The organism is Lentzea sp. NPDC055074, assembly GCF_053608005.1.
In genome coordinates, this window is record NZ_JBSGUQ010000008.1 from 99,402 (window position 1) to 113,807 (window position 14,406).

Genomic DNA, 14,406 nt, shown 5'->3' on the forward strand with positions numbered 1-14,406 from the left:
GTGCTCGTACTGCATGGCCTGTGCACGACCGACGGCGTCCTCACGCTGTGGGCCGAGGATTCCGGGCTGCCCGCACGCAGCGAGAGCACGCGTCGTGACGCACCGCACCCGTTCGCGGCGCCGGCCGAGACGCTAGCCGCCGCGCTCGGTCAGGAACCGCACAAGACCACGACGCGGGCGTTGCTGCTGCCGTCCTTCTCGTCGGGTCCGATGGCCTCGCCCGAGCTGGTGCGCGACCCGTTGACGGCGGGACGGGCACAGCGCGGCAAGGTGACGCTGAGGCAGTGGGGCGTGCCCACGATCCGCCTCGACGGCGCCCCGGAACTCGGTGCCGAGGTGCGGCTGAGCGACTCCGCGAGGTTCGTGTTCGACGTGGCCGGCTTCGCCGCCGACCTGGTCGACCGCGGCCGCGTGCTGCCCTCGGTCGCGCCCGACCGGGCCGTCGCGCGGTGGGTGCCGGTGCTGTCGGGGACGGACTCGGCGCGGTTCGCGGCGCTGCAGACCGCGATGCCGCCCGCCTGCCGGTGCGAGGAGATCGTCAGCGACCCGGCCGAGCTCGTGCGCGCGGCGCTCACGACCGCGGTCGACGAGCAGGTGCGGGGCCGGTTGAACGGCACTGCGCTCGCCCCGGGACGACGGGGCCGCGCGACGACGGCGGAGTCCTGGCTCGACGCGCTCACCGGCGAGCCCGCGTTCGACGCGGACCCCGTCGAGCTCTACGAACTGCGCGAGCAGCTCGACCGGTGGCGTGACAGCGCGGGCAACGAGAGCCCCGTGCGCACCTGCTTCCGGCTGCGCTCGCCCGAACAGCGCGACGAGGACGAGTGGGCCGTCGAGTTCCTGCTCCAGGCCGTCGACGAGCCGAGTGTTCTCGTTCCGGCACAACAGGTCTGGTTCGCGGACGACGGCGTGCTGCGGCGCTGGATCCCGGCGCCGCAGGAGCACCTGCTGGCCGATCTCGGCCGCGCGAGCAAGCTGCACCCCGACCTCGACGAGGCGTTGCGCGGCTCGCACCCCGCCGAGATGGAGGTCGACGCGGAGGGCGCGTACCGGTTCCTGACCGCGGCTCCCGTGCTCGCGCAGGCCGGGTTCGGTGTGCTGCTGCCGTCGTGGTGGCAGCAGACGACGAAGCTCGGCCTGAAGCTCACGACGAAGAGCCGCGGCACCGCCGGAACCGTCGCCAAGGAGAGCGAGATCGGCCTGAAGTCCATCGTGGACTACAAGTGGGAGCTCGCCCTCGGCGAGGACACGCTGACCGACGCCGAGCTCGCCGAACTGGCCAGGGCGAAGGTGCCGCTGGTCAAGGTGCGCGGCCAGTGGGTGCAGGTCGACCAGAAGCGGCTCGCCGCGGGGCTCGCGTTCCTCAGGCGCGGCGGCGGGCAGATGACGGCCGCCGAGGTCATGCTCCACAGTGGACTCACCGAGGAGGACGAGAGTCTCCCGCTCCCGCTGACGTCCGTCGAGGCCGACGGCTGGCTCGGCGACCTGTTGTCCGGCAAGGCCGACGAGCAGCTCGAACCCGTTGAGCCGCCGGAGAGCTTCCTCGCGCAGCTGCGTCCGTACCAGAAGCGCGGTCTGGCGTGGCTCGCGTTCCTCGACAAGATCGGTCTGGGCGCGTGCCTGGCCGACGACATGGGCCTCGGCAAGACCGTGCAGCTGCTGGCTTTGGAGGCGTTGAACCGCTCGCACGGCAAGAGGCCGCCCACCTTGCTGATCTGCCCGATGTCGGTCGTCGGCAACTGGCAACGCGAGGCAGCGCGGTTCACCCCGGAGCTCTCGGTGCACGTCCACCACGGCGCGGACCGCCTGAACGGTGACGCGCTGCGCGAAGCGGTGGAGGGCAACGACCTCGTGCTCACCACGTACGCGCTGGCCGCGCGCGACGCCGACGCGTTGAGCGACCTCACCTTCGACCGGGTGGTGCTCGACGAGGCGCAGAACATCAAGAACAGCGCGACCCGCCAGTCCCAGGCCGTGCGGCAGCTCAGGGCGCGCCACCGCGTCGCGCTGACCGGCACGCCCGTCGAGAACCGCCTCGCCGAGCTCTGGTCGATCATGGACTTCGCCAACCCGGGCGTGCTCGGCACGGTCAACACGTTCCGCGCCCGCTTCGCCGTCCCGGTGGAGCGCCACAACGACCAGGACGCCGCCGCCCGCCTGCGCAAGATCACGAACCCGTTCGTGCTGCGCCGCGTGAAGACCGATCCGCGCATCATCAGCGACCTGCCCGACAAGGTCGAGATGCGTCAGCTCTGCAACCTCACCACCGAGCAGGCCTCGCTCTACCAGGCCGTCGTCAACGACATGCTGGAGAAGATCGAGGAAGCCGACGAGGGGATCGAGCGCCGGGGACTCGTGCTCGCGACCATGTCGAAGCTCAAGCAGGTCTGCAACCACCCGGCCCACTTCCTCGGTGACGGTTCCCGCGTCGCCGGCCGCTCCGGCAAGCTCGCGCGCCTGGAGGAGGTGCTGGAGGAAGTGCTCGCCGAGGGCGACAAGGCGTTGTGCTTCACGCAGTTCACCGAGTTCGGCAGCATGCTGGTGCCGTACCTGGCCGCGCGCTTCGACACCGAGGTGATGTTCCTGCACGGCGGCACGAACAAGGCGTCCCGCGACCGCATGGTCGAGCGCTTCCAGGACCGCAAGGGGCCGTCGCTGTTCCTGCTGTCGCTCAAGGCAGGCGGCACCGGGCTCAACCTCACCGCCGCGAACCACGTCATCCACCTGGACCGCTGGTGGAACCCGGCGGTCGAGGACCAGGCGACCGACCGCGCGTTCCGGATCGGCCAGCGCCGCAACGTGCAGGTGCGCAAGTTCGTCTGCATCGGCACGCTGGAGGAGCGCATCGACGCCATGATCGAGGAGAAGCGCGCGCTCGCCCAGCTGGTCGTCGGCGCCGGTGAGAACTGGCTCACCGATCTGTCCACCTCGCAGCTGCGGGACCTGCTGATGTTGTCCGGGGAGGCCATCGGTGAGTGAGCACTGGTCCGGCGAACGCCCGCGTTACGGCAAGACCATCAAGGTGGACAACGGGATCAAGGCGGTGAGCAAGCGCGGCGACATCGGCGCCACCTGGTGGTCGCGGCGGTTCATCGAGGTGCTGGAGTCGTTCGGCATGGGCGGCCGCCTGACCCGCGGCCGCAACTACGCGCGGCAGGGACAGGTCCTGTCGTTGTCGCTGTCCACGAGCATGGTCATCGCGCTGGTGCAGGGCTCGCGCCCCACGCCGTACAAGACGCGGATCGCGATCAAGTCGTTCACGGGCCAGGAGTGGCAGCGCATCGAGCACGCGCTGGCGGGCAAGGCCCTGTACGCGGCGAAACTGCTGGCCGGGGAGATGCCCGCGGACATCGAGACGTTGTTCGCCTCGCTCGGGCTGCAGCTCTTCCCGGCGACGCAGCGCGAGCTGACGATGGACTGCAGCTGCCCGGACTGGGAGGTGCCGTGCAAGCACCTCGCCGCCACCTGTTACCTGCTCGCCGAGTCGTTCGACAACGACCCGTTCGAGATCCTCGCCTGGCGTGGCCGCAGCCGTGAGGACCTGCTCGAACGGCTCCGCACGCTGCGCGGCACGACCCGGTCCGCGGTGGTCCGCGAGGAGGCGCCGCCGCTGACGAGGTGCCTGGACACGTTCTGGCAGAAGCAGACCACGTCGAACCTCGGCTTCGGCGACCCCACAGCCGTGGTGCGGACGGACGCGGTCCTCGACCAGCTCGACGGCGTGCCGATCACCATCGGCCGATCGTCGCTGGCCGAGGTTCTGCGTCCGGCCTACCTGTCGTTGAAGCCTGCCGAGCAGATCCTCTCCGGCGACTAACGGATCCAGCCGAGGCGCAGGAACACCGACTCGCCCGGAGCGTCGTCGAGGCCGTCGTTGTCCACGACGCCGACGAGCCGCTGGAGCGGCCAGCTGCCGATCACCGCGAGACCCTCCGGCTTGTCGTGCGCTGCCGCGCCGTCCGCCTTCAGCGCCGGGAGGAGGTCCTCGGCGAGCTTCTTCGACACCAACGGTTTCTCGGCGCCCGCGGCCACCGGTTCGAGATCGCTGATGCCGACTCGGTAGACCTTCTTCGTCCTGGCCGCGTCACCGCGCTGGTTGTCGCGTTCGAGGACCAGCAGCGTGCGGTCGTTCAACGCGGTGATCTCGGACAGGCCGATCCACGTACCGGGCTGGGCGGCGTCGAGCGGGTACGCGGCGAACGCCCACTCGCCGGTCGCCGGGGTGAAGCGGGCGAGCGTCGCCTGGCCGGGCTTGTCGGCCTTCCACTCGCGTTGCACGGCGAGCCACACCTGCTCCGACCTGCCGCCGCCGACCACGGTCACGCCTTCGAAACCGTTGCTGGTAGCGGTCTTCGCGACCGCCTCCGGCAGCGGGACCTCCCTGGTGACGGCACCGTTCGCGGCGACCTCCAGGAGCAGGTTCGGCTTCTGCTTGCCGTCGCCCTCGACCGCGACCCAGTACCCGCTCCTGCGCGCCGCGATGCCCTCGCCGTCGTACCCGACGGGCTTGCCGTCCTTCGTCAGCGTCAGCTCCTTGCGGACCTTCGCCGGCGCCTGGGTGGTGTCGATCGTCAGGATCCGGGTCGGGCTGTAGGCGGCGTCCGTCACGGCCACGACGTCGCGCTGGTCACCCGGGATGCCGGACAGCCCCGACAGGGCACCGAACCCGATGCCGTCCGACACGATCGACGGCGTGCCCTGGTTGTGCGCCAACGACAACGCGAGCGGCTTGCGCGTCAGCCGGTACCCGCTGAGCGACGAGCGGATCCCGTCCTCGGCCGAGTCCTCCTCCGCGGCGACCACGAGCGTGCTCGTGGCAGGGATCGGCAGCAGACCCTCGGGCCCGACACCGGTCGGCAGCGCCTGCAGGAAACGCGGCCTGCGCGGGTTGTTCACGTCGTAGACGGCCACGAGGTTGGCGCGTTCCATACCGACGAACGCGTACCTGTCGCGCCCGAACGTGGCGACGGCAAGCCCTTCGGGCTCGACGCCCTTGTTGTCCGACCGGCCGTCCGGGTACTGCCCCTGCTCGACGGCGATCCGCTGCAGGTCGTTGCCGGAGGAGAACACGACCTTGCCGGAGTCGGCGTCGAAGACCGTCCACGTGCGGGAGCCACCGAGGTAGTCACCCTCGTCGGCGGTGCCGAGCGTGTGGTCGTCGAGCCAGGCGACGGCGTCGGGCTCACGAGCGGCGGTGATGGTCTCTGTGGGCTCGAACCTCCCGTCGTCCTCGGTGTCGGTGTTCGCGACCGTGGCCGTGCCGGCCGAGAAGTGCCTCACGATCCGGCCGGACCGCAGGTCGACGATCGCGATGTGGTTGTTCTCCTGCAGCGTCACGGCGACCTCACCGCGACCGTTGATGCTGACGTACTCCGGCTCCGGGTCGTCCGCCGCGACCTGAGCGATCCCGGTCAGCGCGACCTCGCGCAGCTGCCACGCCGACGGCCCGCGCCCGACGAGGTCGACGATGGTCAGGAATCCCGCCGGCGCCTGCGGGATCGCGCCACCGTTGACGTCCTCGTCGCGCTCGTTCTCGATCGCGATGGCCGCGAACCGGCCGTCCTTCGAGATGTCGATCGAGTCGGGCTGGCCACCGAGCTCGTGCGTGGCCACGACGTGTCGCTTCTCGAGGTCCACGACCGCGAGCACACCCGACGGCTCGGTGTACGACTTCGAGGTGTTGACCGCGACGAGCGCGAGCCCGCCGAGGACGTCGACCGACGTCGGCTCACCGGGCATCGGCAGCACGCCGTCCGGCGTGAGCTTCTGCCCGGCCTTGGCGAACCCGATCCGCTTACCGGGCGAGTCGGTGTAGACGACCAGCTTGCCGTCCGCGGTGGCGGCCGCGATCTCGGCGGCCGTGTGCTCGGTCGACGAGCTGTTGCGGAACACCGGCATCGTGTCGAACCGCTGGAACCGCGACGGGGCCGATGCCCCGGCTGGTGCGGCCGAGACGAGCAACAGCGCGGCCACCAGGCCTGCGCACAACCGGACCACTGGTCCTCCTCAACGGTCGGAGGCGCGCAGTGTGGCCGACGGAGTGGGCTCGGGGGTGAACGGTTGCTGATCATCTGGGGTGGATCGGGTTCCGGCTTGGCCCTGTGGGGACAGGGGAGGTGGTTGGGGAGTGGAGACGGGACGGGGGTGGTGGGGGCGGGGCCGCCAGGCAGTGGGGACTGATGTGGTGGGAGGTGCGCGCACGCCACCGGGCATGACTGAGCCGGGTTGGTCGGGCGAGTTCGCGTCACCTGGCTTGACGGAGCTGGGGCCGGTTGAGCGGGTTCGCATCACCGGGCCTGACTGAGCCGGGGCGGTCGGGCAAGTTCGTGTCACCTGGCTTGACGGAGCTGGGGCCGGTTGAGCGGGTTCGCATCACCGGGCCTGACGGAGCCGGGGCGGTCGGGCGAGTTCGCGTCACCGGGCCTGACTGGGCCGGGTTGGTCGGGCGTGCCCGCGCGTCGCCGGCCCTGATGGCCGTCCAGTCAGGCGGTGGTGCGGTGTTCGGGCTGAGCCGCGGGATCCGTTGGGGCGCTGGGGTCGGGCGCGTGGGAGCGTTCGAGGCAGCGTGGCTCGGATCTGAGGGCGGCAGCAGCCCGCCGGCCCTGGCCGTCGGCGTTCTGCGGCGGCCGGGAGCGACCGGGGTCAGGTGTCGGGGTGCGGTGGTGGCCGCCGGACCCGTTGGGTGCCTCGCGGTCCGGGCGCTGTGGCTCGGGTGCGCTCGGAGGGCTGGGCTGCTCGGGTCGGCGGCGGGGTGCCCGCGGTGGGGCTAGTGCGGGAGCTTCTGCCTGGAGCGGTTGGCGAGGACGGTCACGCCGGCGCCGGCGAGGCCTACCTGGAGGGCCAGTTCGATCCAGTCGATGCCTGAGGTGTCGGCGACGCCCAGGACTGTGGCCGCCACGGTGCCCAGGAGGGCCGCGGCTATGCCTACGAGGATGGTCGCCAGCAGTGAGATGTGTTGTCTGCCCGGGATCACCAGGCGGCCGAGGCCGCCGATGACGGCTCCGAAGAGCAGTGCGGTGAACAGGCCGTCGATTTCCACTGGGTGCCCCCTGAGACTCTGGTGTGTGCCACTCCAGGGTCTGCCGGGGCCAGAAGGAGCGAATCAGGTCTTTCCCTGACTCGGCCCTGACTTTCCCCCTAGCAGCACGGCGGCTGCTGCGGAGAGCTCGCGGCCCGGGACGTCCGGGTCGCAGCCCACCCTCGCCAGGCGGGCCCGGATGGCGGTGGGGGAGCGCTCCATCTCGTCGGCCAGGGAGCGGATCAGCGCTGGGGAGCTCTGGTCGGACGGGGTGAGCCAGGCGGTGCGCAGGTCGGTGTCGAGGGCTTCGGTCCAGGGCTGGTTGGCGTTCGCGTGACGGGTCGGGCGGGTGCGCAGGCGCGTGTGGGCGCTCAGGACCCGCGCGAGGAGCTTGCCGATCGTCACGCCGCCCTCCACCGGGAGGCGGAGGCGGCCGTCGGCGATCACCTCGCCCGAGTCCAGTGAGCCGAGCAGGTCGAGCACCATCGACTCGTCGGAGTCGGTCGTCGCGCTCAGCCGGTAGTTGACCTCGCCGAGCTTGATCTCGTTGTGGAAGGTGGATGTCATGGGGTGGACGTTAGGGAGGGGGTCTGACGGTTTTTCGGGGTTGGGGGCTCTGGGGCCGTTGTGAGGTCGGGGGTTCACTCGAAGGGGTGGCCCAGGTGCTGTCCTGCGAGTTCGTCAGGTGAGAGACGCGGGCCCCCGGCCGCCGCTCTCGCCCGACGGGACCTGCAGGACAGCGCCTAGCCCGAGGTGACGGCGCTCCGGCCCGTGCCGATGTCGGCCGCGTCCGCCGCCCTGCGGCCCGCGCCCCAGCCGGCGGCGGAACGCACCGTCACGCGGGAGGTCTTCGTGCGCGTGAACATCTCCTCGAACAACGTGTCCACGGCCTTCTTGCGGTCCGCCAGCACCGGCAGCAGTCGCTCGTCCGAGACGATCGGGTCATCGGGCGCGACCGGTGCGGCCGTCATGGCCTCCAGCCGCTCCCCGATCCGCGACGCGTAGGCCACGAGGAACGACCTCCGGAACGGCCGTGAGCGCGCCTCGCTGCCCTTGCCGGCCTTGCCGCCGATGGCGACCATCGCCCGTGTCGCCTGCACGAGCAGAGACGTCGACAGCAGCTCCACGCTCTCCAGGTCCACCTCGTCGCCCACCAGCGCGACGAACCCGAACCCGTCGTACGCCACCGCACGCGACCGGAACGCCTCCGAGACCACGTGCACGAGCTGCGCCTTCTCCTTGAAGTAGCTCTTGTCGAGCCACAGCCGCCGTGAGGTCGCCTCCGCCGGCAGGTCCGCGTCGAGCATCGCCCGCTCCAGCGCGTGCCGGTTCATCAGCTCCTGCGCCTTGGCCGACAGCGCCTCCGCCTCTTCGGGGAACGCCGTCGACTCGGCCTTCGCCAGCAGCCCACGCACCCGGTTGAGCACCTTTGGGTCGAGTCCCGCGCGCACGGCCGCCATCAGCACGTCACCCGGCAACGGCAGGATCTGCGGCAACGACGGCAACCGCCCGAGGAACTTCAGCAGCTCGGCGGCCGTGCGGTTCGCGTACGACAGCGTCTCGATGTGCCGCGTCGCCCACGCCTCCAGCAGCGGCCCCTCCCACCACACGGAGGCGCCGATCTCGTCCAGCTGCCCCTTCCACCGCGGGTGCACCGTCTCCGGAGCATGCGGCGAACAGGACAAAGCGATCACGTCCACCACGAGAGAGGCGGCCGACTCATCGAGCGAACGCGCCACGATCTCGCGCACGTCGTACGGCAGCCAGCCGCGCTGCCAGAGCGCGTCGACCGCTTTCACCAGTTCCACGCCACGCAGTATGAGACGTCCGCCATGTGCAAAGGTCGGGGACCACCTGGTAGACACGGGATGTGATCGAGCTCCAGTTCCGCGGCCGGACCGTCGTCCGCGACCACGCGCTGGTGATGGCGATCATCAACCGCACCCCCGACTCGTTCTACGACAAGGGCGCCACCTACGCCGAGGACGTGGCCATGGAGGCCGTGCACCGCGTCGTGGACGAGGGCGCGGACATCGTGGACATCGGCGGTGTGAAGGCCGGTCCGGGCGATCTGGTCGACTCGGGCGAGGAAGTGCGCCGCGTCGTGCCGTTCATCGCCCGCGTGCGCGCCGCCTACCCCGAGCTGATCATCAGCAGCGACACCTGGCGCGCGGACGTCGGCCGGCTCGTCTGCGAGGCCGGCGCCGACCTGCTCAACGACACGTGGGCGGGCGCGGACCCGCAACTGGCCGAGGTCGCCGCGGAGTACGGCGCCGGCTACGTCTGTTCGCACACGGGCGGTGCGGTGCCGCGCACGCGTCCGCATAGGGTTAGTTACCCGAACCTCGTCGCGGACGTCATCGCGGAGACGACTACGCGCGCGGAGAGGGTGGTCGCACTCGGTGTGCCTCGCAAGAGCGTGCTGATCGACCCCACACACGACTTCGGCAAGAACACATGGCACAGCCTCGCGCTGGTGCGGCACACGGACGAGCTGGTGGCGACCGGGTGGCCGGTGCTGATGGCTCTGTCCAACAAGGACTTCGTCGGGGAGACCCTCGGCGTGGAACTGCACGAGCGCGTCGAAGGCACGCTTGTGGCAACCGCGATCGCGGCGTTGGCGGGCGCCGCGGTCTTTCGTGCGCACGAGGTCGCGCGCACCAGACGAGTACTCGAGTCCGTCGCTCGACTCTGAGCTGGAGGTATCAGGTGGACGACGTCTTCGCCCGGTTTTCGGATGACCGGTGGGACGACTTCCTCGACGAACTCGACAAGATCCGCGTGAGCGTGGTGGATCCCGCGGAACGGCAGCAGATGAAGGCGACCGCGCGCCGTGACGCACGAGAAGCGGGCACTCAGCCGTTGCTCGTGCGGATGGCACTGGCGGACCACTACCTGAACCTGCTCGCCATCGGCGTGTGGGCGGGCGACGAGAGCTGGCGTGCCGATCTGAGGGACCTGGTCGTCTCTCTCGTGCCCGAGGACGACGAGACGCGTGACGACGCCCTGCTGAGCTCTGTCATCGCCGTGGTGCTCGCACAGCTGCTGCAGGACGCACGGCTGCGCGGCGGCTCCGAGGCAGACGTCATCGCACGGTCGGCGTGGGAGAAGGCCCAGGAGTGGGCGGCCTACGCGGAGGATCGTCACGTGGAACGGCTCCTGCAGCACTCCACGGAGGCCGGTGCGCGCGTCGTGACGGCCTCGGAGGTGCAGGAGGTCATCGAGCTCGCCACGGCCGCCGCGGACGACCAGCACGCCGAGACGATCGCCGCGCTGGAGACCGAAGGCTTCACCGCCGAGTACATGAACGGCGTGTGGGTGGTCGAGGGCGAGTTCCGCAACGCCGTGCGAGCCGCTGCGCGCGCGATCACGCTCACGGGCCACGGCTGCGTCCTCGCGCGCAACATCCGGTCGTCCGCCGTGATGCTGTGGCAGGAGAACACGCTCGCGATGGCCGACTCGAAGGTGCCGCGCTGGCGCATCTACCCGATCCTGGCCCCCGTCACCCCGCAATCGAAGTTTTCAGGTGGCGAAGGCCTGCCGTTCACCCGCGAGACACACCCGTTGGCACCCGCTCCGGAAGTCGTGCGCCGGTTGGCGGACGCCGTTGGTGTCAACGTGTCCCATCTGCTGGCTGCATTGCGGTGAAAGGGTGATCTTTGACTTTCCGCAACCTCGACTCGTTATCTTGGTGTCATGCCCAGATTTGCCGAGTTCGATGTGGAAGGCCTGCGCAAATCCAGCGCCGTAGCCGACTTTCCCTGGTCAGAGACGTGGGTCACGTTGATCCGCGTCGACTCCAAGGGAGTTGTCCGGCAAGCGAAGTCGTTGACGGAGAAAGTTTCTTTGCTGACCGTCGCGTCGGACAAGGACCTCGTCATCGCGTCCTGTCCCGAGATTTACGCGGTCGACGACCTGTCCGCCGCCCGTGCCGCCGTCAAGGCTTCGGTCGCACGCGAAATGATCCCAAGCCTCGGATGAATGACTCCCTCCACTCGGGCTCAGCGGCGAGCACGAGTTCCGGGAAACGCCGAAGGAGCGTTCCGAACGCGATCTCACCCTCGATACGAGCCAGCCGCGCCCCCACGCAGTAGTGGATCCCGTGACCGAACGCGACGTGTGGGTCTCGGCCCAGCTGCAGCACGTCCGCGTCCGGAAACCGGGACGGATCCCGGTTCGCCGCTCCTAGTGAGATGGTGACCTGCGAAGATCTCGGAATCGTGACCCCTCCGATCACCACGTCGGACGTGGCGACGCGACCCACCCCCAGTGCCAGTGGCCCGTCGAGGCGCAGGAACTCCTCGACGGCCTCCGGAACCATGATCGGATCGTCCGCCAGCGACCGTTTCAGGTCCGGGTCGCGCAGCAGGGCGAGCAGGCCGTTGCCGATGAGGTGCACGGTCGTCTCGTGTCCCGCTGTGATGAGCAACACGAGGTTCATCACCAGGTTCGGTTCGTCGCGGAGCTCGGTGATGACGTCGTCACCGGGCTCTTTTGTCGTCAGGAGCCGCTCGACGTATGCCGCGAACCTGCCGAAGGCCTCGGTCATGGTCGCGGGGACGAGCAGCTCGGTGGAGAGCGTCCGGATCTCGTCTCTGTCCTCTTTGGGCACACCCAGAAGTTCACAGATGACGGTGATCGGGAGCGGATGGGCGAACGTCTCGATGACGTCCACCTCCTCCGCGTCCTCCCACGCGTCGAGGAGTTCGTTGGCGATCTGTTCGATGCGCGGACGCAGCGCTTCCATGCGCCGTGTGGAGAAAGCGCGCGCGACAGGCTTGCGCAGCTGCGTGTGCTCCGGCGGGTCCGTGTGGCTCAGCATGCCGCCGGCGAAGAGGGCACTGCTGAGGCCGGGGTGGCTGAGAGCCTGGACGACGTCGTCGTAGCGGCTGATCATCCACGACCTCTGGCCGTCCGGCGTCTCGACCAGCGCGGGACCCCGTGCGCGCCACTCGTCGAAGTACGGGGCCGGATCCGTGTAGAAGCTCATGCCGTCATCGTGGTGTTCGCGCTGTTCAGGGGCATGAGTGAGCCATCACCCATCTTCGCGGCGCCGATCACCTAGCCTGACGGCATGGGGTGGCCGTTCGTGGGGAGGGACGCCGAGCTCACTGCGGTCCGGCGTGCGGTGCGCGGGGTGGGGCTGATCGTGGCGGGTCCTGCGGGCGTGGGCAAGACACGGCTGTTGGACGAGGTCCAATGCGACATCCGGTTGCGTGCCACAGCGGCTATGTCTGAGATCCCCCTCGGTGTCCTGGCGCCCTTCTTGCCGTCGGTCGACCCCTCGCCGTTGGCGATGCTGACCGCCGCACGGGCCGTGTTGCGCGGTCGCGTCGTAGTGGTCGACGACGTACATCTGCTCGACGACGCGTCGGCCGGCCTGCTGCACCAGCTCGTCCAGCACCGGGAAGCCGTCGTGGTGGCGACGCTGCGTTCGGGCGAGCGCGCACCCGAACCGGTGGTGGCGCTCTGGAAGGACGAACTGCTTCCGCGCATCGAGCTCGAACCGCTCGGCCGCGCCGCGGTGGTCGAGGTGCTGGAGACCGTGCTCGGCGGTGTGCTGGAGAGCGCGACAGCCGATCGGCTGTGGACAGCGTCCGCCGGAAACATGTTGCTGCTGCGAGAGATGCACTTCGCCGCGCAGTGGGTGTCGCACGGCGGTGTGTGGTCCTTGGACGGTCCGCTGCCGTTGTCGCCTCGGCTGGTGGAACTGATCGAGGCTCATCTCGCCGCCGTGCCCGCCGACGAACGCCGGGTGCTGGAGTTGCTCGCGTTCGGCGAACCGCTGGACCTGGCCGTGTCGGAGGCGTTGGACGGGCTCGTGACCGTGACCGACGAGGGACTGCGGCTCGCGCATCCTTTGTACGGCGAAGTGTTGCGCGCGCAGTGCCCTCCTCTGCGCAAGCGCAACCATCAGCGGTATCTGGCTTCCGTGCTCGACGATCCGTTGCGCGTCGCGGTGTTGCGTCTGGACAGCGGTACAGCAGACGATCCCGCGTTGCTCTTGAAGGCAGCGAACCTCGCCAGCGCGACAGGTGGTGTTGTTCTGGCGGAACGACTCGCACGCGCCGCATGGTCGATCGGCGGCGGAGTGGAGGCCGCACGGCTGTTGGCTCAAGTGCTGCTGTTCACCGATCGTCCAGCGGATGCCGAAGAGGTCTTCGCGATGATCGCCACGGACGACGACCCGGTCGAGCAGCGCACGATGCGTGCCCTGAACCTGGGCTGGGGTCTGGGCCGGCACGAGGAAGCCGCGGCGATGCTGGAGGACGACCTCGCGCGAGCCGTGCTGCTGTTCTACGCGGGCAAGTACGACGAGGTCCGCGCGTTGCTCTCCTACAACGCGCCCGACGAGGCCGCGATCCTCGCGATGGTCGACGTGGTGCAGGGACGGTACGTGGGCCCGTTCCCGGTCATCCCGCCGAACCCGGCGGCTGGGCTGGGCGCGACGACGACGGTGTTCGCGGAGGCGTTCGTGCACGCCACGCACGGCGACCTGGCCCGAGCGGAACGTCTTGCCGTGCAGGCACATCAGGAGAAGGCCGAATGGGACTCCATGCGGTCGATCTGGGCGGTGTCGCTGGCCGGGATGGCGATGGCCGGCGGGCGGCTGCGGGAGGCGCGGAGGCTGCTGCGGGAGGCACGGCCCGCCCAGCCGTTCGTCCAGTTGTGCCTGCTCGCGCAGGTGGAGGCGTTGCTGGGCAACGACGCGCGCTCGCTGCTCGCCGAGGCGGAAGAGCTGGTGGCGCAGGGGATGCGGCCGTACCTCTTCGGCTTGTGGACGGCCCGCATCTGGGCCGGAGGTGTGTCGCCGTTCGACGCGGCCGCCGACGTGCGCGCGTACGGGGAGTACGCCGCGGAGGCGATGTTTCTGCACGATGCCGTGCGCCTCGGGCGTGCCACTGAAGCTCTTGAACGGCTGCGGGAGCTCGCCGCCACCACGACCGGGCTGCTGGTGCCGGTGTACGCCGCGCACGCGGAGGCGTTGGTGCACAACGACTCCAAGGCGCTGGAGGAGGTGGCCGCGCGGTTCGAGGAGGCCGGGTACGTGTTGTTCGCGGCCGAAGCCGCCGCCGCGTCCGGCAACCGTGCGCTGGCGTCGCGGTTGATCGGCCTGTGTGAAGGTGCGCGCACGCCCGCGCTGGCGCAGATGACGTTGGAGCCACTCACCAAGCGGGAGCGCGAGGTCGCCGTGCTGGCCGCACGAGGCCTCACGAACAAGGAGATCGCCGAGACACTGGTGATCTCCGTGCGGACCGTCGACAACCACCTGTCCAACACGTACGCGAAGCTCGGCATCGCGACCCGCGGCGAGCTCGCGTTGGTCCTTACGGATGACCTCGGCGGCCGCGGATAACACTCGGCACGGGTCCGGACGACAGGCCCGG

General features: G+C 69.9%; 11 protein-coding genes. 6 read left to right on the forward strand and 5 right to left on the reverse strand.

Annotated elements, in window-relative coordinates:
* Positions 1 to 2,979: a DEAD/DEAH box helicase gene (locus tag ACWF7A_RS20140; protein ID WP_452251973.1), complete on the forward strand. Its 2,979-nt coding sequence runs from the start codon at positions 1 to 3 to the stop codon at positions 2,977 to 2,979.
* Positions 2,972 to 3,817: an SWIM zinc finger family protein gene (locus ACWF7A_RS20145; RefSeq protein ID WP_452251974.1), complete on the forward strand. Its 846-nt coding sequence runs from the start codon at positions 2,972 to 2,974 to the stop codon at positions 3,815 to 3,817. The genes ACWF7A_RS20140 and ACWF7A_RS20145 overlap by 8 nt, the downstream gene beginning before the upstream one ends.
* On the opposite strand, the gene ACWF7A_RS20150 is transcribed toward ACWF7A_RS20145, so the two are convergent.
* The 4 genes from ACWF7A_RS20150 to ACWF7A_RS20165 all read right to left on the reverse strand — a co-directional run bounded on the left by ACWF7A_RS20150 (position 3,814) and on the right by ACWF7A_RS20165 (position 8,826).
* A complete protein-coding gene (locus ACWF7A_RS20150) occupies positions 3,814 to 5,997 on the reverse strand; it encodes an esterase-like activity of phytase family protein (RefSeq protein ID WP_452251975.1) in 2,184 nt (727 codons plus the stop codon). The two genes, ACWF7A_RS20145 and ACWF7A_RS20150, sit on opposite strands and share 4 nt — an antisense overlap.
* 769 nt (positions 5,998 to 6,766) lie before the next feature.
* On the reverse strand, positions 6,767 to 7,039 hold the full coding sequence (locus tag ACWF7A_RS20155; RefSeq protein WP_452251976.1) for a GlsB/YeaQ/YmgE family stress response membrane protein: 273 nt from the start codon (positions 7,037 to 7,039) through the stop codon (positions 6,767 to 6,769).
* Between the two features lie 63 nt (positions 7,040 to 7,102).
* Positions 7,103 to 7,585 (reverse strand): hypothetical protein, encoded by a 483-nt coding sequence (locus ACWF7A_RS20160; protein ID WP_452251977.1) that lies wholly within the window; start codon positions 7,583 to 7,585, stop codon positions 7,103 to 7,105.
* Between the two features lie 176 nt (positions 7,586 to 7,761).
* Positions 7,762 to 8,826, reverse strand: a complete 1,065-nt coding sequence (locus tag ACWF7A_RS20165; protein WP_452251978.1) for a DUF2786 domain-containing protein — start codon at positions 8,824 to 8,826, stop codon at positions 7,762 to 7,764.
* A gap of 62 nt (positions 8,827 to 8,888) precedes the next feature.
* Between ACWF7A_RS20165 and folP the strand changes: the two genes are divergently transcribed.
* From folP to ACWF7A_RS20180, 3 genes are read left to right on the forward strand one after another with little or no spacing between them, the layout of a single operon-like run.
* Positions 8,889 to 9,713 carry a dihydropteroate synthase gene (folP, locus tag ACWF7A_RS20170; protein ID WP_452251979.1) on the forward strand — a complete coding sequence of 275 codons (825 nt, stop codon included), beginning with the start codon at positions 8,889 to 8,891 and terminating at the stop codon, positions 9,711 to 9,713.
* A gap of 14 nt (positions 9,714 to 9,727) precedes the next feature.
* Positions 9,728 to 10,666 carry a hypothetical protein gene (locus ACWF7A_RS20175; protein WP_452251980.1) on the forward strand — a complete coding sequence of 313 codons (939 nt, stop codon included), beginning with the start codon at positions 9,728 to 9,730 and terminating at the stop codon, positions 10,664 to 10,666.
* Positions 10,667 to 10,714: 48 nt separating this feature from the next.
* A complete protein-coding gene (locus ACWF7A_RS20180) occupies positions 10,715 to 10,999 on the forward strand; it encodes a hypothetical protein (protein ID WP_285638247.1) in 285 nt (94 codons plus the stop codon).
* On the opposite strand, the gene ACWF7A_RS20185 is transcribed toward ACWF7A_RS20180, so the two are convergent.
* Positions 10,956 to 12,008 carry a cytochrome P450 family protein gene (locus ACWF7A_RS20185; RefSeq protein ID WP_452251981.1) on the reverse strand — a complete coding sequence of 351 codons (1,053 nt, stop codon included), beginning with the start codon at positions 12,006 to 12,008 and terminating at the stop codon, positions 10,956 to 10,958. The two genes, ACWF7A_RS20180 and ACWF7A_RS20185, sit on opposite strands and share 44 nt — an antisense overlap.
* 84 nt (positions 12,009 to 12,092) lie before the next feature.
* On the opposite strand from ACWF7A_RS20185, the gene ACWF7A_RS20190 reads away from it, so the two are divergent.
* On the forward strand, positions 12,093 to 14,375 hold the full coding sequence (locus ACWF7A_RS20190) for a helix-turn-helix transcriptional regulator (protein WP_452251982.1): 2,283 nt from the start codon (positions 12,093 to 12,095) through the stop codon (positions 14,373 to 14,375).
* The last annotated feature ends 31 nt before the right edge of the window (positions 14,376 to 14,406 follow it).